This is a genomic window from Algoriphagus chordae (genome assembly GCF_003254055.1).
GTDB lineage: Bacteria > Bacteroidota > Bacteroidia > Cytophagales > Cyclobacteriaceae > Algoriphagus > Algoriphagus chordae.
On the sequence record NZ_QKZT01000018.1, the window covers coordinates 88,142 to 104,228 of the forward strand.

General features: G+C 39.1%; 19 protein-coding genes. 12 read left to right on the forward strand and 7 right to left on the reverse strand.

The features are described 5' to 3' along the window. Nucleotides 1–6: 6 nt before the first annotated feature. From LV85_RS17605 to LV85_RS17625, 5 genes are all read right to left on the reverse strand, one after another. Nucleotides 7–930 (reverse strand): hypothetical protein, encoded by a 924-nt coding sequence (locus LV85_RS17605; RefSeq protein WP_111321861.1) that lies wholly within the window; start codon nt 928–930, stop codon nt 7–9. Then, complete coding sequence (locus LV85_RS17610; protein WP_111321863.1) at nt 927–1,814, reverse strand: LpxL/LpxP family acyltransferase; 888 nt, start codon at nt 1,812–1,814, stop codon at nt 927–929. Before LV85_RS17610 ends, LV85_RS17605 begins: the two co-directional genes overlap by 4 nt. Beyond that, nucleotides 1,807–2,052, reverse strand: coding sequence for a phosphopantetheine-binding protein (locus LV85_RS17615; RefSeq protein ID WP_111321903.1), 246 nt, complete (start codon nt 2,050–2,052; stop codon nt 1,807–1,809). Before LV85_RS17615 ends, LV85_RS17610 begins: the two co-directional genes overlap by 8 nt. A gap of 357 nt (nt 2,053–2,409) precedes the next feature. Continuing rightward, entirely contained in the window at nt 2,410–3,546 is a 1,137-nt protein-coding gene (locus tag LV85_RS17620; protein WP_111321865.1) for a WG repeat-containing protein, read from the reverse strand. A gap of 12 nt (nt 3,547–3,558) precedes the next feature. Further along, nucleotides 3,559–5,085 (reverse strand): HAL/PAL/TAL family ammonia-lyase, encoded by a 1,527-nt coding sequence (locus LV85_RS17625; protein ID WP_111321866.1) that lies wholly within the window; start codon nt 5,083–5,085, stop codon nt 3,559–3,561. Nucleotides 5,086–5,182: 97 nt separating this feature from the next. Here LV85_RS17625 and LV85_RS17630 point away from each other — a divergent pair, with 97 nt between their 5' ends. The 6 genes from LV85_RS17630 (at nt 5,183) to lepB (ending at nt 10,818) form a co-directional block, all read left to right on the forward strand. Next, nucleotides 5,183–6,424, forward strand: coding sequence for an NAD(P)/FAD-dependent oxidoreductase (locus LV85_RS17630; protein WP_111321868.1), 1,242 nt, complete (start codon nt 5,183–5,185; stop codon nt 6,422–6,424). Nucleotides 6,425–6,595: 171 nt separating this feature from the next. Then, the gene (locus tag LV85_RS17635; RefSeq protein WP_111321870.1) at nt 6,596–7,378 is read left to right on the forward strand and encodes a ParA family protein; all 783 of its coding nucleotides are present in this window, start codon (nt 6,596–6,598) and stop codon (nt 7,376–7,378) included. A 2-nt stretch (nt 7,379–7,380) separates the two neighbouring features. Beyond that, the gene (locus tag LV85_RS17640; protein WP_111321872.1) at nt 7,381–8,292 is read left to right on the forward strand and encodes a ParB/RepB/Spo0J family partition protein; all 912 of its coding nucleotides are present in this window, start codon (nt 7,381–7,383) and stop codon (nt 8,290–8,292) included. Nucleotides 8,293–8,294: 2 nt separating this feature from the next. Further along, nucleotides 8,295–8,912 carry a DUF5683 domain-containing protein gene (locus LV85_RS17645; RefSeq protein ID WP_245942361.1) on the forward strand — a complete coding sequence of 206 codons (618 nt, stop codon included), beginning with the start codon at nt 8,295–8,297 and terminating at the stop codon, nt 8,910–8,912. A 94-nt stretch (nt 8,913–9,006) separates the two neighbouring features. Further along, complete coding sequence (gene dapB, locus LV85_RS17650; RefSeq protein WP_111321874.1) at nt 9,007–9,729, forward strand: 4-hydroxy-tetrahydrodipicolinate reductase; 723 nt, start codon at nt 9,007–9,009, stop codon at nt 9,727–9,729. A 15-nt stretch (nt 9,730–9,744) separates the two neighbouring features. Next, entirely contained in the window at nt 9,745–10,818 is a 1,074-nt protein-coding gene (gene lepB, locus LV85_RS17655) for a signal peptidase I (protein ID WP_111321876.1), read from the forward strand. Between the two features lie 75 nt (nt 10,819–10,893). Here the strand turns inward: lepB and ung are convergent, their stop codons facing one another. After that, complete coding sequence (gene ung / locus LV85_RS17660) at nt 10,894–11,556, reverse strand: uracil-DNA glycosylase (protein WP_111321878.1); 663 nt, start codon at nt 11,554–11,556, stop codon at nt 10,894–10,896. Between the two features lie 62 nt (nt 11,557–11,618). Here ung and apaG point away from each other — a divergent pair, with 62 nt between their 5' ends. Together apaG and LV85_RS17670 are read left to right on the forward strand one after the other, a co-directional pair. Next, nucleotides 11,619–12,005 carry a Co2+/Mg2+ efflux protein ApaG gene (gene apaG / locus LV85_RS17665; RefSeq protein WP_111321880.1) on the forward strand — a complete coding sequence of 129 codons (387 nt, stop codon included), beginning with the start codon at nt 11,619–11,621 and terminating at the stop codon, nt 12,003–12,005. A gap of 1 nt (nt 12,006) precedes the next feature. After that, entirely contained in the window at nt 12,007–12,786 is a 780-nt protein-coding gene (locus tag LV85_RS17670; protein ID WP_111321907.1) for an O-methyltransferase, read from the forward strand. Here LV85_RS17670 and LV85_RS17675 read toward each other — a convergent pair. Then, nucleotides 12,775–13,365 carry a class I SAM-dependent methyltransferase gene (locus LV85_RS17675; protein ID WP_111321882.1) on the reverse strand — a complete coding sequence of 197 codons (591 nt, stop codon included), beginning with the start codon at nt 13,363–13,365 and terminating at the stop codon, nt 12,775–12,777. The genes LV85_RS17670 and LV85_RS17675 overlap by 12 nt on opposite strands. Before the next feature lie 16 nt (nt 13,366–13,381). Between LV85_RS17675 and LV85_RS17680 the strand changes: the two genes are divergently transcribed. From LV85_RS17680 to rplI, 4 genes are all read left to right on the forward strand, one after another. Further along, the gene (locus LV85_RS17680) at nt 13,382–14,311 is read left to right on the forward strand and encodes a GumC domain-containing protein (protein WP_111321884.1); all 930 of its coding nucleotides are present in this window, start codon (nt 13,382–13,384) and stop codon (nt 14,309–14,311) included. Nucleotides 14,312–14,628: 317 nt separating this feature from the next. Next, a complete protein-coding gene (gene rpsF / locus LV85_RS17685; RefSeq protein ID WP_111321886.1) occupies nt 14,629–15,000 on the forward strand; it encodes a 30S ribosomal protein S6 in 372 nt (123 codons plus the stop codon). After that, nucleotides 14,997–15,248 carry a 30S ribosomal protein S18 gene (rpsR, locus tag LV85_RS17690; protein WP_057937597.1) on the forward strand — a complete coding sequence of 84 codons (252 nt, stop codon included), beginning with the start codon at nt 14,997–14,999 and terminating at the stop codon, nt 15,246–15,248. The genes rpsF and rpsR overlap by 4 nt, the downstream gene beginning before the upstream one ends. 39 nt (nt 15,249–15,287) lie before the next feature. After that, nucleotides 15,288–15,731 carry a 50S ribosomal protein L9 gene (gene rplI / locus LV85_RS17695; protein ID WP_111321888.1) on the forward strand — a complete coding sequence of 148 codons (444 nt, stop codon included), beginning with the start codon at nt 15,288–15,290 and terminating at the stop codon, nt 15,729–15,731. Nucleotides 15,732–16,087: the final 356 nt, after the last annotated feature.

Here is a 16,087-nt window from a genome sequence, read left to right on the forward strand (position 1 = left end):
AATCTATTACTTATTTTCGACGGATAAATAATACTGCTTCTCTTTATTGATCTTTCCCATAAAGGGTATATAAGTCAGCAAGTAAAACATAAAAGCTATGGGAGCCATTACCCAAATAGCGAATTGAAGATAGAAGCTGAAAAGATTAATTAACAAACTTCTTTTATCATCGCCTTTTCTACTTTTTGAATGAATTAAATTAGCCCATTTTCTGAATATAACATTTGCCCGCTTATCTACTGTAATCAGAAAGGGCTTTATATTTACGGCTCCTATATTCAGTAATTCATTTTGCAAAGTATTATATTCAGCTGACTTTAAATATGGTAATATAACCTTTCCAAATCTTGTGGCCTCATCAATATCTTTTTGGTCAACTCCAGGTTTTGGGAAAATACCAAGAAAGCGCTTTTTCACCCCTGTAAACATCCACTGAGCGATCGTGATAACGCTTATGTGATTGATATGTCTATCGACCAAAGCTATGTTCCCAACCAATTGAGCATCACAGCTTTTTAATAGTTTCTTCACCTTCTCTTGAGCCATTATCCACATATTGCGGCAACCAATGACCGTAATTACTGGTCTATTGCCAAGTAGTTTTTTGGCTTCAGGCGACATCAAGAAGGAATTTGTAGGCCCAGAGGGGGTTAGATACCAAACTTGATAACCAAGTATCACCAAATCATAGGAACCATCCAAAATCTCCTTTGGAATAGGTTTCAATTTTGAAGGAAGCTGCAGGAATGTTTCTGGAAACACCCCGTAAAACTCATTTCTTGGCCAAGGAAATGGATATTCATTTTCCATTTCCAATTTCAACTGTGTGATCTCAACCTCATCAGACCCCAATAGAGGCTGTGTAACATTACCTAGTATTTCTGTAAGTTGGCCAGATTGTGAATAATGTATCACCAAAACTTTCTTCATTTTTCTGACGTTTTCGCATTCCAAAAATCAAAATAATTAAACCATTGATAGGGATATTTTGACAAAATCCATTCTACGGATTGCGTATATTCTTCTAGCAGGAACTGCGCATCCCGTTTTTTGACAATAGCCGTTTTGGTGTATAGGTGATAATGTTTGTTGGTCTCCTTCATGACATAAACAAAAGCAACGGGTGTATTAAGCCTGGACGCCAGCAAGAAAGGACCTGCAGGAAACTTAGCTACTTCACCCAGCAATTCGGCTTCTAGATATTTTGCTCCCTCAAAATAGCGATCTCCAGTGAAGCAAACCAATTCTTTATTGGACAAAGCATTATTTATCTCAAAAATATGGGATGAGTCATCTTTGATGAGAATGAGTTTCACTTTAGATTTTGAAGTGACAGTTTCTAGATATTCTTTGATTGCTGTATGTTCCTGGTCAGTCGTCACCAGGTTGATTTCCGAATGCTCATCGATTTCCTTGAAAAAGTACTCAGCAATCTCAAAGTTCCCTACATGGGCTGAGATCAAGATCCCTCCATTTTTATTCTGGAGCAGCTCTTTTAGTTTTTCGATACCGTCAAACTCATAGGTAAATTGATCTCTGAGCCCAGCCAATATTGCTGATTTATCTATGAGTGTTTGGCCAAAAACGTAATAGCTTTTGTATATCGAAAAGAGAGATTTTAACTTGGAGTAACCTAGGCGTTTATTGAAGTAGTAGTAAATATCTCTACTGCTATCAAAAGAAAATAAAGTATAATAGGAGGCTACAAAAAATAAAACCAAATAAGCAGCCTGTACACTTACATTCTTAATAAAGAAAATGAATATTTTATAGCCAAAAACAGTCCCTTTGGATTTTCCAGACCATTTAGCCATTTATTTTTTTATCTAAAAGATCATAAAAACTTTGAAGCGTACTAACTCCTTTAAAATCATCAGCGACAAGCTTGACTGAAAAGCATGACTCGATAGCAACTACCAAATCCACATAATCCAAGCTATCCAACTCTAGCGCATCTTTAAGAATAGCAGTAGGCTCTAGATCATCTCGATCTACTTCAAATTCATCAACAAAAACAACATTTACCTTGTCTTTTATTTCTTCAAACTCCATTTTAACCATCTAAACTAAACCTCTTAATTACAAGTGACGAGTTTGCCTCAGCAGACCCGAAAGAATTGGACAAAAATACAGCTATTTTTTTTACTTGTCGTAAGCCTTATCAGTTTTAATTTGGAAGCCCTGCCATCCCCTAGGAAAGGTTTATTTTAGAAGCAGGAAGGAATGTCACCTCTCTACTCAAGGCTGATTCTTGAATGCCTGTACAAAAAACATAGTCCAGCTACCCACGGTTATCCGACTCAATCCTGATGATATCAATAGTCTTTGGGAAATGGAAATCAAACAGCCAGTCAATCAATTTAGACCTTCATAAGCTACTGTAACCTTGTTTGGTTTTCCTGACTCAAATTATTGATTGCTGCCAAACAACTCGGCATTCTCATACCATTTGTCTCCCAACAACTCACCTTTGGTATTCAAAAACCCCCATTGCTTTTTAAACTTCACTCTTGCAAGTCCTCCTCTAAATCCAAATTCACTTTCCCCAGTAAACATGGCTTTGACTCCGCCAAATCCACTATTGATATCATACTCTGTAGGGATTACCACTTTGCCCTCGGTATCAATGAAGCCCCACTTTTTGATTTTCACAGGAGCTAAGCCATCTTTAGAAAAAATCTCAGCATCATCAAACTGATAATCAATTACCACATCTCCACTTTCGTCGATATAGCCCCACTTTTTATCACTATACACTGGGGCAAGACCATTGTAAAATGCTCTCGCCTTTTCAAACTTAGGCTCTATAACCCATTCTCCACTGGTATTGATAAAGCCAATAAGCTTGTCACTACGAGCATAGGTAAGATCAGAATTCGGATTGAAATCCCAAATCTTATCTACACCATCAATAGCACTAAATTCACCATTCTTAAGTAAGCCTAAAGATTCTCCTTTTCTAGCCCACATTGCTGTAGCGGAATAATCACTAATCTCATCATACTCAGCCGGCACAACAACAGATCCTTTATTATCAATTACGCCCCAGAACTCACCTTTTTGCACTTTAGCAAATCCATTCTGAAAGGATAATATCTTATCGTATGTAGGCTCCAACACCACCTCTCCATTGGTATCAAACAGGCCTATTAGCTCTCCTTTCCTGTAAAAAGCAACACCATCTTCAAAGTCATAATATTTTTCGATTTCAGGGACTGTAAGAGTTTCTCCTTTTGCATTTATGTAGCTCCACTGCTCATTGTTAAAAACCAACACATAGCCGGAACTAAAATATTTCACCTTTTCATGCGTAGGCTCAATAACCCATTCCCCTGATGGGTTTATAAAACCCCATTTATCATCTTTAATAACAGCCGCATAGCCCTCCGAAAAATCTTTGGACAAATCATATTGCGGTTCTATAGCATATTCACCTGACTTGTTGATATACCCAAAATGATCACCTTCTTTAACTAAAGCAAGTTCCTGAGCCTTACCATTATACCATGTAAATAGACAGACAATTAAAAGTAGATTTGCTTTCATAAGAAGTAGCGTTTAGGGTTCAACAGTAGTGATATATTCTTTTATTTTGTTAACATAGGGATAAGTCACAGAGTCTTCGGTAAATGCAGGCACCATTGTTCTCACAGCATTATAAACATTCAGTGTTTTGGAGGACACTTTATCTTGAATCTTAAGATATTCTACTGCCTGAACAATCGCAATAAGCTCTATTGCCAAAACCTCATAGGCATTTTCTATTACTTTTTTGGTTATCAAAGCTGCATTCGTACCCATACTTACAATATCTTGATTATCGTTGTTGTTTGGGATACTGTGCACATACATTGGATTAGACAAGGTTTGGTTTTCCGCAGTGGTAGAGGTAGCAGTAAACTGTATCCCTTGCATTCCAAAATTCAATCCTAACTTTCCAAGGTTTATAAACGGTGGCAAAATTTTGTTAAGATTAGGATTGAGCAAATAATTCAGCTGTCTTTCTGCCAACATGCTTAATTTGGTAACTACCATTTTCAGCTTATCCATCTCTAAAGATACATAATCGCCATGAAAATTCCCGCCATGAAATACATGCTCATTTTCAATATCGATGATAGGATTATCATTGGCTGAATTTACTTCTTCAATAAGTATTTTTTCAGCAGAATTCAAAGTATCAAGTACTGGCCCCAAAATCTGAGGTACACACCTTAGAGAATAATACTCTTGCACTTTATCTTCAAATACCAAAGACTCAGAAACCACATTATACAAATGATGATCTCTTTTTCTAGTCAGTTGGCTATCCTTCAAATTGGAACGCATTTGTTCGGCAATTTTCCGCTGCCCCAAGTGCTTTTTAGACTGATTCAATTCAAATGACAAATGATCATCATAGGCTTCCACGATCTCATTGATTGCTGAAGAGCAGAAAACCGCCCAATCCAAAAGTTGTCGAGTTTTAACAATATTGACCAGTCCGATCCCGGTCATCACCGAAGTTCCGTTCATTAAACCAATACCTTCTCGCAAGTGCACTTCAATTGGAGACAAACCTGCTAGTTCAAAAACCTCAAGGGTTGGCCTTCTTTCACCTTTGTAGAACACCTCACCTTCTCCTATAAGTACAAGTGCTAAATGCGCCAGCTGAACCAAATCTCCACTGGCCCCAACACCTCCGTGCTCAAAAATCAACGGAATGATGTCTTTATTGATAAGTTGGTTCATCAAGGCCACTACCGAGGGGTGGATGCCTGAATTCCCCAATGAGAGCGTATTCAAGCGTGCCAACATAGCCGCTTTTACATATATGGGTTCTATTGGAAGTCCAGTCCCTGAAGCGTGACTGCGTATTAAGTTATACTGGAGCTGAATACGATCAGAATCTGAAATTTTATATTGTGCCATAGGACCAAACCCTGTGTTGACACCATAAATCACTTTGTTTTCAGAAAACTTTTTTAGGAAATTAAAACTCTTCTCAATTCTCTTATTGATGGATTCATCAACTTCAAACAATTCATTCTCTAAAATAATTTTACTGAAGTCCTCTATTCCTAATTCCCCTTTAAATGTCAGCATACTGGTTGGTACCAAGAAAATTTAATATAATAATTAATCTATTAAGCAAAATAGCTAATTTGGTTGCAAAACTAAGACAAATTAAACTTTTGAAATAATGCATGCCAAAATAGTTGATGTTTTGATAATAGGTGCAGGACCATCAGGCTGTGTGGCAGCAGCATATCTTAAACAAAAGGGGCTCAACATAGTAGTAGTTGAGAAAAGTAAATTCCCAAGGTTTGTGATTGGGGAAAGTCTTTTGCCTCGATGCATGGATCACTTTGAAGAAGTAGGCCTAATGGACTGTTTGGCCCAACATGGATTTGAAGTGAAATCAGGCGCTAGGTTTCTGAAGGGAGATATTGTTTGTGATTTTGATTTTAGCAAGAAGTTTTCAGACGGATGGGATTACACGTGGCAGGTTCCAAGAGCTGATTTCGACAATTTATTGGCTGAAGAAATCCAGAAAATGGGTTGTGAACTATTCTTCGAGCATGAAGTACTGGATGTGAAACTAGATGCTGAGGGAAACTCCATTACACAGGTAAAAGACGCTGATGGAAACACCTATCAAATTAAGGCAAAATTCATCATCGACTCCAGCGGCTATGGTAGAGTGTTGCCAAGACTTTTGGACTTAGACAAGCCCTCCACTGTTCCAATACACTCTTCCTTATTTACCCATTTGATCGATGAAAAAAGACCAAAAGGAAGAGAAGGAACCATCATTACTTTTGATGTGATTGATACCGATACCTGGTTTTGGGTCATCCCCTTTTCCAATGGAAAAACAAGCATTGGCTTTGTTGGAAAAAATGAACTTTTCGACAAATATCCAGAAAACACTACGCAGAAACTGAAGGAAATGCTAAGCCTTTCCAGTTATTACTATGATCGGGTCAAGGATGTAGACTTTTTGTTTGAACCATACATGATCAAAAACTACTCGAAGTCGGTCAAGCAACTTTATGGAAAAGGCTATGCTTTAACGGGCAATAGTGCAGAGTTTTTAGACCCTGTGTTTTCATCAGGAGTCACCTTTGCTACCGAATCAGGCTTGTTGGCCGCCAAGCTAATTACCAAAGAACTGCAAGGCGAGACTGTCAATTGGGAAACAGATTACTCGGGATATATCATGGATGGTGTGAAGGTATTTGAAACCTACGTCAAGGAGTGGTATACTGGCAATCTTCAGAAAATATTTTTCCATCACAATGTAAATGAAGAGATCAAGAGCCAAATCTGCTCCGTGCTAGCAGGTTACGTTTGGGACAAAAACAACCCTTTTGTAAAGAATCACGACCGATTGGTCAAAACCGTTGCGAATTATATTGATCTAGAAAAGGAGACTACCTAGCCTAGTCTCTTTCTTTGTAACCCCGAAAATCAGATCAGCTCATTATCCCAGACTACTATCAATAAAGCTAGTGCAAGTCACGTTGTAAAAGCTAAAAAAAGCAGAGAGATCAGCCATAAAAGAATTCATTTTGCTTAATATTGAAATTAAATTACTCTTTATATTAACACCATGGGAAAAATCATTGCCATAGCCAATCAGAAAGGCGGAGTAGGCAAAACTACCACAGCGATGAACCTGGCGGCTAGTTTAGCGGTTCTGGAATTTAAGACCCTGGTGATTGACGCTGATCCACAGGCCAATACTACCTCTGGGCTAGGTCATGACCCCAAAGCCATCAACACCAGCATCTACGAGTGCATGGTAGATGGAATTGATGTCAAAGAGATCATTCACAGCACCGAATTGGAATACTTAGATTTGGTACCCTCGCATATTGACCTTGTCGGAGCAGAGGTAGAAATGATCAATCTGGATAATAGGGAAGAGAAAATGAAGGAGGTCATTCAGGAACTGAAAGACCTGTATGATTTCATTATCATCGATTGTTCTCCTTCCTTAGGATTAATCACGATCAATGCACTTACCGCCGCTAATTCGGTTATCATACCTGTACAATGTGAATACTTTGCCTTAGAAGGTTTAGGGAAATTGCTGAATACCATCAAAATCATTCAAACCAGATTGAATCCTGATCTGGAAATCGAAGGAATCTTACTTACCATGTATGATGTTCGACTTCGACTCTCTAATCAAGTAGTAGAAGAAGTAAGAGTTCATTTCAAAAACATGGTTTTCGAAACCATCATCCCTCGCAACGTGAGACTCAGCGAGGCACCTAGTTTTGGTTTACCAGCTATTTCATTTGATGCAGATGGAAAAGGAGCTGTTGCTTACTTGAACCTTGCCGGTGAAATAGCACAAAAAAATGACTCACAAAAAGTGACCAAATAACTATGGCAGACCAGAAACCAAATAGAAAAAAAAGCGTCTTGGGAAGAGGTCTAGGAGCCTTGCTAGAAGATAGCCCAGCCAAGCATAAAACTGAGGAGATTTTGCCTGAGGTAGTTAAAACTGGGATTTTTGAAATTCCACTTACCCAAATTCAGGTCAACCCTTTTCAGCCTAGAGTTCATTTTGACAAGGATGCCTTGTCTGAATTGGCAGAATCCATCAAAGTTCAAGGAATCATTCAGCCTATCACGGTCAGAAAACTCGACACGGATGAGTATCAGTTGATCTCAGGTGAGCGTAGATTTCAGGCTTCCAAAATTGCAGGCCTGACACAGATCCCTGCATACGTTCGTACTGCCAACGATCAGCAAATGCTAGAAATGGCGCTGATCGAAAACATACAGCGTGAAAATTTAAATGCTTTGGAAATAGCACAATCATATCAGCGATTGCTTGCAGAATGTGATCTTAAGCAGGAGGAATTGGGAGATCGAGTAGGAAAAAACAGAACTACAGTCAACAATTACTTAAGGCTACTGAAGCTCCCTCCTACTATCCAAAGTGCTATTCGCGATCAGCAGCTATCTATGGGCCATGCCCGTGCATTAATCAATATAGAAGACGTGGATACCCAACTTGCAATTTTCAAAAAAGCAGTTGAGGAAGAATTGAGCGTACGTAAAGTAGAGGCTTTAGTAAAAGCTCTCAATGAAGGATCTCCTGAGAAGGCTTCGAAACCGGAACTAGATCCAGTAAGAAAATACGAGATCAATAAACTACAGCAGCAACTAGCCTCCCATTTTGGGACCAAAGTAGCGCTGAAGTCAAATCCAAAAAATAAAGGTGAGATAAAAATCCCTTTTAATTCAGCCTCTGATCTGAATCGGATTCTAGAAATCCTAGATATCATCTAACCTTGAAGGTCCAAGTTTCTCATAGCATATTCCAAATCAAAGCCCCGCTTATTTTAGTGGGTCTTTTGCTTTTGTGTTTCAGTCTGAGCACTGTTGCATTTGCGCAAGAATCGAAACCTCCCCCTCCTCCACCAAAAGAAAAAGCTAAGGCTCCAAAATCAAAGCCTGATTATTCTTTACTTCCTAAGAATCCGAAAAAAGCAACTATTCTTTCGGCCATATTACCAGGAGCAGGACAGGTTTATAATGGTAAGTCATGGAAAGTACCACTGATTTACGGTGGCTTTATTACCGATATTTATTTCATTAATTTCAACAATCGTCGCTACCAAATCTTCAAACAGGCACTTGCTGATTTTGACGATGATCTACCCAATGATTTCCCTAGTCTAAATCGTGATGGTCTAGTACGCAACGTGAATTATTGGCGAAGCAACCGAGATCTTTGTTACCTCGTGTTGGTCGGGATTTATGCTTTGAACTTAATAGATGCGAATGTGGATGCACACTTATCTGGATTTGATGTCTCTGATGATATCGCATTGAAATTTGAACCTCACTTCGAAAGTTTTTCATCGGATAACCGATCCGTGGGACTTTCTGTAAAACTCAACTTTTGAACATGAATCCGAGCATTCCGAAGATTATCACAGAGTGGAATGATTTTCCAACTTGCGAGATTCCATGTGCCAATACAAATCAAATTATTAACGAATGAATATTTTACTTCTTGGCTATGGGAAAATGGGTCAGCTGATTGCAGAGTTATCCGAATCTCGAGGCCATAGCATTTCCGCCAAAATCAATATCGACAACCGGGATGAACTGAATTCTCTGGACCCAGCGACTATAGACGTTGCGATAGAATTCAGTCAACCAGAAGCAGCTGTAGAGAATATCAAGTGGGCTATTGAGCGCGGCATTCCGGTAGTCTCAGGGACGACTGGCTGGCTAGATCAGAAACCAGCAATTGAGCAGCTTACTATTGATAAGGATAGCGCATTTTTCTATGCCTCCAATTACAGTATTGGGGTTAATATCTTCTTCAAAGTCAATGAGTTCTTAGCCAAACTTATGAACGAAACTACTGGATACACTAGCTCAATAGAAGAGATTCACCATACTGCCAAAAAAGATGCTCCATCTGGAACTGCTATTACTTTGGCTGAAGGCATTATCAAAAACATAAATGAACTAACAAACTGGAACCTGTCCGAAGGAGCGAACGAAAACGAACAATCACTTCCTATCACTTCCAAACGCATAGATCCCGCTCCTGGAACGCATATTATACGCTATTCGTCTGAAATAGACGATATTGAAATCACACACACAGCACATAGCAGACAGGGTTTTGCTCTTGGCGCAATTTTGGTAGCGGAGTGGATTCAAGGAAAGAAAGGCGTGCTTTCTATGGATGATTTTCTATCTTTCTGAACTTAAAAACCAATCATGAGTAAGTCAACTAAAAAAAAATCAGCTGCCCGCGAATGGGGTGATGCCTTGATTTTTGCAGTAGTAGCAGCCAGTTTGATCCGATGGCTATTGCTAGAACCTTTTACGATCCCTACAGCCTCGATGGAAAAATCACTTTTGGTGGGCGATTTCCTTTTTGTGAGTAAAATGCACTATGGAACGCGATTCCCGATGACTCCATTGCAAGTTCCTCTCACACACCAGAAGGTATGGGGAACAGAGATTCCTTCATATTCAGATGCTATCCAGCTTCCTTATTACAGATTGCCTGGTTTCTCAGATGTGGAGAGAAATGATGTAGTCGTATTCAATTACCCAGTGGAATTCCAATATCCAACTGATCTCAAAACCAATTACATTAAACGAGCAATTGGTATTTCGGGAGATGTAATCGAAGTGAGAAATGGTGACGCCTACGTGAATAACGAACTCGCAGATAAGCCAGCTGAGATGCAATATTCTTATGATGTGATTACTAACAGGCCGCTGAATCAAGATTTCTTCAATGATTATGAAATCAATCCTGAAAGTTATAGGACTTTTACCGATGGCTCCGGCTATATGGTATTCGCCACTGACGAGGTAATCAAAAGATTAGAGTCCTCACCTGTTGTAACTTCGGTTGCAAAGCGTATTGAGAAAATCGGAGGAAATTCCGAGATTTTCCCTGATGGCATGACCTTAGGTTGGAATCGAGACAACTACGGTCCACTAAAGGTCCCAGCTAAAGATTGGACGATCGAAATGACTGATGAAAATGTAATGAAATACAGTTTCACCATAGAAAAATATGAAGGACTTGAAAATGTAGAAGTTAGAGAAGGTCAGCTATTTATAGATGGCCAGAAAGTAGACAGCTATACTTTCAAACAGAATTATTACTTTATGATGGGTGACAATCGACACGACTCCTTGGATTCGCGCTACTGGGGTTTTGTCCCAGAAGATCATATAGTCGGCAAAGCCTGGTTCCTGTGGCTATCACTAGACAAGCATGAATCGATGTTTAGCAAGATTCGCTGGAGCCGAATATTTAGCGGTATAAATTAAGCATTAAGCCCTGAGATTTATTTCAGGGCTTTTTTTTAGACAAACTGAGACTGCTCACTGCGACGGAATACTATCTTACCATTCTATCGGCTTAATCCCATGAGCGACTAAATACTCATTGGCCTTTGAAAAGTGTTGGCAACCGAAAAACCCGCGATAAGAAGAAAGTGGGCTCGGGTGAGGAGCTTTCAAGATCAAGTGTTTATTAGCATCAATTAGCGCTGCTTTCTTTTGAGCATAAGCTCCCCAAAGCAAAAACACGACGTTTTCACGTTGATCACTAATTATCTTGATTACCTCATCGCTAAACTCCTCCCATCCTTTTTTCTGATGAGATCCCGCTTCATGTTCCCTGACAGTCAGCGTAGCATTCAACAAAAACACCCCTTGATCTGCCCATCGAGTTAGATCCCCGTCTGGCGGGAAAACTTTCCCTACGTCAGTTTCTATTTCCTTGAAAATATTCCGAAGGCTCGGAGGAAAGGGAACACCCGGATTTACCGAAAAAGCTAAACCATTAGCCTGATTAGCACCGTGATAGGGATCCTGCCCAAGAATAACCACCTTCACCGCATCCAGAGGACAATGATTGAATGCATTGAACATATCTTTTTGGGGAGGGTAAACCTTTGTACCAGCATACTCGTCTCTTACAAATGCAAACAGGTTTTGAACAAACGTTTTTGCAAAGAGTTGATTCATAACTACTTTCCAACTTGTATCGATCTTGACTTCCATTAAGTTATATTGATATTCAAACTATTAATTGTATATTTGCTAGCTATAAAATTGTTTAATTTATGGTAACTACTGTTACATCCGGCATTCAGGTCACTGTAGAGGTCACCTATCAAGCAGAATTCTCAAGCCCTCATCAGCATCATTTTGTATTTACCTACAAGGTAACTATTGAAAATAAAAGCAACCAAACTGTGCAGTTAATGCGCAGACGATGGGAGATTTCTGATGCTGCAGAAATTAAAAAAATCATTGAAGGTGATGGGGTAGTTGGACAGCAGCCAGTTTTAGAATCTGGTCAATCCCATAGCTACGTTTCTGGATGCAATTTGAAATCTGGTTTGGGTAAAATGTGTGGTGTATACTTCATGGAAAAATTGATTGACGGAAGCACCTTCGAAGTGGTAATTCCAGAATTTCAGATGATTGCCAATTACTTCCAAAACTAATTTGCAGGATATAGTTTACCCGCTTTTTTCCTACCTAGCATATTGGCTACAGAAAGAGGATAAATTCTCCCTTCAATCTCCCTTATTATTCAAAACTTATCAAGATCTTTTCGGCTTTATTAAAGCTAGAAAAGGTGATGATTTGGACATTGAACTTTTCAGAAAAGAGTTACTTGCCTCCAATGAACTGATTAGTGTGGAGGATTATGGCGCTGGTTCCAAACGTGTCAACACTGCCCATAGACGAGTTGCTGAGATCACCCGATACAGCACAAGTAATCGGAAATTTGCACAGTGCTATCAGTTTTTTTGTAGTCTAACTCCCGCCGAGACAGTCCTCGAACTAGGGACCTGCATGGGCATCAGTAGTAGATACCTCTCTAGAGTTACTCAGGGAAAGCTTTATTCCTTCGAAGGCTCTCCTGAAATAGCGAGAATCGCTAAACCTAGCGAAGGCTTTGACAACCTCAATTTGGTGATAGGAGAACTTAGGGACACACTTCCCTCTATCCTAGACAGCCTGGACAAGATTGATTTCGCCTTAATTGATGCGACTCACACCTACGAAGCAACATTGAGCTATTTTGAACTGCTACTTTCTAAAATTCAGGCAAGTTCAATCATTGCTATTGGTGATATCCATTGGTCGCGAGAAATGGAAAAGGCTTGGCAAGAAATCAAAGGCAGACCTGAAGTCAAACTCAGTTTAGATTTCTACGAATGTGGAATTGTGTTCTTTGATTACCCAGGAGAAAAGGCTGAGTACATCTTAGATTTTTGAGTTTTCAAGAATCATAAATACCTCCGAACCCAATCGCTCAGGAATTGAATTGTAACAAGGGGCTAGCGTTTTCACTTTAAAGTACTTTTCAAAAAGCATCCTATATTCTTCGGACTTTCCTCCAAAAGGCGGTCCCTCAAAATCAAATTCTCGATCAAACCAAACGCCTACTAATTTCCCTCCTGGTTTTAAAAGACTGGCCATTTTCTTCGCATAATCTTCTCTAAGGTCTGGATCGAGTGCGCAGAAGAAGGTTTGCTCCAAAATCAAATCATACTTCCCAGTATGCTCAAAAAAATCTTGATGATGAATAAACTTATCAGGATAGCTCGGAAACAGGGATTTAAACCTAGCTAAAGCTTCGCTGGAAAAATCCAAAATATGGAGATTGTTGAAGCCAGATTGCCATCCATAAGCAACTTCATAGCCCAAACCAGCTCCTGGGATAAGGATTTGCATATCCTTATTTTCAATTTGGTCTAAATATTGCACAAGTGGAGGAGAAGCAAAACCTATGTCCCAACCAGTTTTGCTTGTGACATATCTTTCAGTCCAATAATTTTTGTCTAAAAAAGCCATTTAACGCCTTATTTGAATGAATACTGAATTTGAAAATAACAGACCTGAAAAGAAAGACCAAGGCAAAAACATTATCATTATTGTTTTGGTACTCTTAGTGATCATTAGTGGCATTAAGCTTTACACGGATTATGTAGATCGCTCCAAAAAATCAGAAGAAATTCTATTGCTTTCTACTGAAAACAATGATTTGAATAAGCGACTAGACTCAGTCACTTATCAACTTGACCTGAGAATCCAAGAAATTGAGAAGCTCGGTGGAGACGTGCAATCCTTAGAAGAAGTTCGTGATCAATTAATAGCCGAAAGAAACACCTCAAGACAAAGAAGCTCTTCTGAAATTGTCGCCTTAAATGAGAAAATCAAGACCTACAATGGAATGATAGTAGAAAAAGATCAGGAGATTCTGGAATTGAGAGCGGTGAATCAGCAGCTTTTTACAGAAAATCAAGATTTGAAATCCACTCAGGCAGAAATAGAGGAAGAGGTAGCTCAGCTGAATATTCAGAAAGAGGATCTTCAAGCCAAAGTCAATGTGGCTTCTATGCTGAAAGCGGAGAACATTGAAATTTCTGCTGTGAACTCTAAGGGAAAAGAAAGGGTAGAAACCACCAAAGATTTCAAAAACCGCCAGATCGAGCGAATCAAAGTGAGTTTCAACCTTGCAGACAATAAAGTAGCCGAAAAAGGTCCACGAAATATTTATGTGCAGGTATTAGCACCAAATGAACAACCGATTTTTGATGTAGCTAAAGGCTCTGGCACCTTTATGATGGAAGGAGCAGAACAATTCTATACCGTAAAACAGGATGTGATTTTTGACAATACGGAGCAAGAGCTGACCTTCTTTTACGAGAAGGGATCAGACTACACCTCGGGCATTCATCAGGTCAAAATATTCGTTGACAACTACCAAGTCGGCACAAAGACTTTCTCAGTAAAATAATTAAAGCCTCCCCCGGGAGGTTTTTTTGTATAAAGTCAAACACAGGTTAACTCGAATCAACATATCTCCGGTACCTATTTATTAAATTTAATCCACAAGGATCATTTTGCCACAAATTGCTCATCCTACTTATTACTTTCTACTTTTCACCAAATAGGATATCTGGAATCATACTAGGCCATAGCTTACCATTTCGTAGGCCAAGACTAGCATTCTTCAGCCTCCCCTATTTTTGACTTTGCTATTCGCTTGGAACACAGCAAGATTTTCTCTACTTTTGCGATCTGTTTATTAAATTCCTTAAACACATTAAAAAAATGTTCCAAAGAAATTACGAGACGGTATTCATTTTAACTCCCGTTTTATCTGATGTTCAGATAAAGGATACTGTCGACAAGTTTGTGAACTTGTTAAAAGAACTGGGGGCAGATGTCATTAATGTGGAAAATTGGGGTCTTAAGAAAATGGCTTATGCTATTGAGAAAAAGACTACAGGTTTCTACGCAATGGTTGAATTCAAGGCCGATCCTACGCTCATCCACAAGTTGGAAGTAGAACTAAGAAGAGATGAGAAAGTGATGAGATTCTTGACTACTGTTTTGGATAAGCATTCAATTGTTTATGCCGAAAGAAGAAGAAAAGGAGAGTTTAACAAAAAAGTTGAAGCTAAGGAGGAAGCCACCAAATGACATTAGTTAACGAGCCAATCAATAGAGGCGAAATCAGAAAAAAGTATTGCCGATTCAAAAAGCACGGCATCAAGTACATTGACTACAAGGATCCTAATTTCTTGTTGAAATTCGTCAATGAGCAAGGTAAAATTCTTCCAAGAAGACTTACTGGTAACTCTGCGAAATTTCAGAGAAAAGTGGCTCAGGCCATCAAAAAAGCAAGACATTTGGCTTTGTTGCCATTCGTAACCGATGGGTTGAAATAATTCGGTCTTGTATCGTCCAATCACAAAAGATCATTACAAATGGAAATCATACTAAAAACAGACATCAAAGGTCTTGGCTATAAGAATGACTTGGTAGCTGTAAAACCAGGGTACGGAAGAAATTACCTGATTCCTCAGGGATTCGCTGTACTTGCAACTGGTTCTAACAAGAAAATTCACGCTGAGAATATCAAGCAAGCTGCTCACAAAGCAGAAAAGATTAAAACTGAAGCTGAGAATATCGCAGAAAAACTTGAAGCTCTTACTTTAGAGATCAAGGCGAAAATCGGTGAATCAGGTAAAATCTTCGGTAAAGTAACTACTCTTCAGATTGCTGATGCATTGGCAGCTCAAGGGATCGACATCGACAGAAAGAAAATCTCTATCAATACGCCAGTGGATGGCGCTGGAGAATTCCTTGCTGAAGTTGACCTTCACAGAGAAGTGAAAACTAACGTTAAATTCAACGTGTCAGGAGAGTAATCTTAACACAGAGATATAATTAAAAAAACCCCGAATTATCGGGGTTTTTTTTTCTGAAAGTCTCAGCAAATACCCCATAGTAATTCCAGGACATCAGGATCAGCTAAAGGATTTCTCGAGAGAAAAATTTTTTCTACGTGCTCTATGGCAACAACTGTGGGTTCTTAGCGTCTGATATCAGTTTTATGCACGGGGTATAGTCCACCAAAAAAAAGACGACCTTTTTTTAATTGGACGCTAATGTTTTTAGTTTTTGGATCCGTCTTTCCAGACGTTCCAGTTCTGATTTTCTTCGTTGATCTATAATTTCCTGCCTTAATTTTGGTTCCCGATAAGGGGTTTTGTCCTTTAGGATA

Bases quoted from the DNA above. Each gene is read 5' to 3' on its own strand.
- LV85_RS17605 (WP_111321861.1), bottom strand. From the start codon at position 930: ATGAAGAAAGTTTTGGTGATACATTATTCACAATCTGGCCAACTTACA.
- LV85_RS17610 (WP_111321863.1), bottom strand. From the start codon at position 1,814: ATGGCTAAATGGTCTGGAAAATCCAAAGGGACTGTTTTTGGCTATAAA.
- LV85_RS17615 (WP_111321903.1), bottom strand. From the start codon at position 2,052: ATGGAGTTTGAAGAAATAAAAGACAAGGTAAATGTTGTTTTTGTTGAT.
- LV85_RS17620 (WP_111321865.1), bottom strand. From the start codon at position 3,546: ATGAAAGCAAATCTACTTTTAATTGTCTGTCTATTTACATGGTATAAT.
- LV85_RS17625 (WP_111321866.1), bottom strand. From the start codon at position 5,085: ATGCTGACATTTAAAGGGGAATTAGGAATAGAGGACTTCAGTAAAATT.
- LV85_RS17630 (WP_111321868.1), top strand. From the start codon at position 5,183: ATGCATGCCAAAATAGTTGATGTTTTGATAATAGGTGCAGGACCATCA.
- LV85_RS17635 (WP_111321870.1), top strand. From the start codon at position 6,596: ATGGGAAAAATCATTGCCATAGCCAATCAGAAAGGCGGAGTAGGCAAA.
- LV85_RS17640 (WP_111321872.1), top strand. From the start codon at position 7,381: ATGGCAGACCAGAAACCAAATAGAAAAAAAAGCGTCTTGGGAAGAGGT.
- dapB (WP_111321874.1), top strand. From the start codon at position 9,007: ATGAATATTTTACTTCTTGGCTATGGGAAAATGGGTCAGCTGATTGCA.
- lepB (WP_111321876.1), top strand. From the start codon at position 9,745: ATGAGTAAGTCAACTAAAAAAAAATCAGCTGCCCGCGAATGGGGTGAT.
- ung (WP_111321878.1), bottom strand. From the start codon at position 11,556: ATGGAAGTCAAGATCGATACAAGTTGGAAAGTAGTTATGAATCAACTC.
- apaG (WP_111321880.1), top strand. From the start codon at position 11,619: ATGGTAACTACTGTTACATCCGGCATTCAGGTCACTGTAGAGGTCACC.
- LV85_RS17675 (WP_111321882.1), bottom strand. From the start codon at position 13,365: ATGGCTTTTTTAGACAAAAATTATTGGACTGAAAGATATGTCACAAGC.
- LV85_RS17680 (WP_111321884.1), top strand. From the start codon at position 13,382: ATGAATACTGAATTTGAAAATAACAGACCTGAAAAGAAAGACCAAGGC.
- rpsF (WP_111321886.1), top strand. From the start codon at position 14,629: ATGTTCCAAAGAAATTACGAGACGGTATTCATTTTAACTCCCGTTTTA.
- rpsR (WP_057937597.1), top strand. From the start codon at position 14,997: ATGACATTAGTTAACGAGCCAATCAATAGAGGCGAAATCAGAAAAAAG.
- rplI (WP_111321888.1), top strand. From the start codon at position 15,288: ATGGAAATCATACTAAAAACAGACATCAAAGGTCTTGGCTATAAGAAT.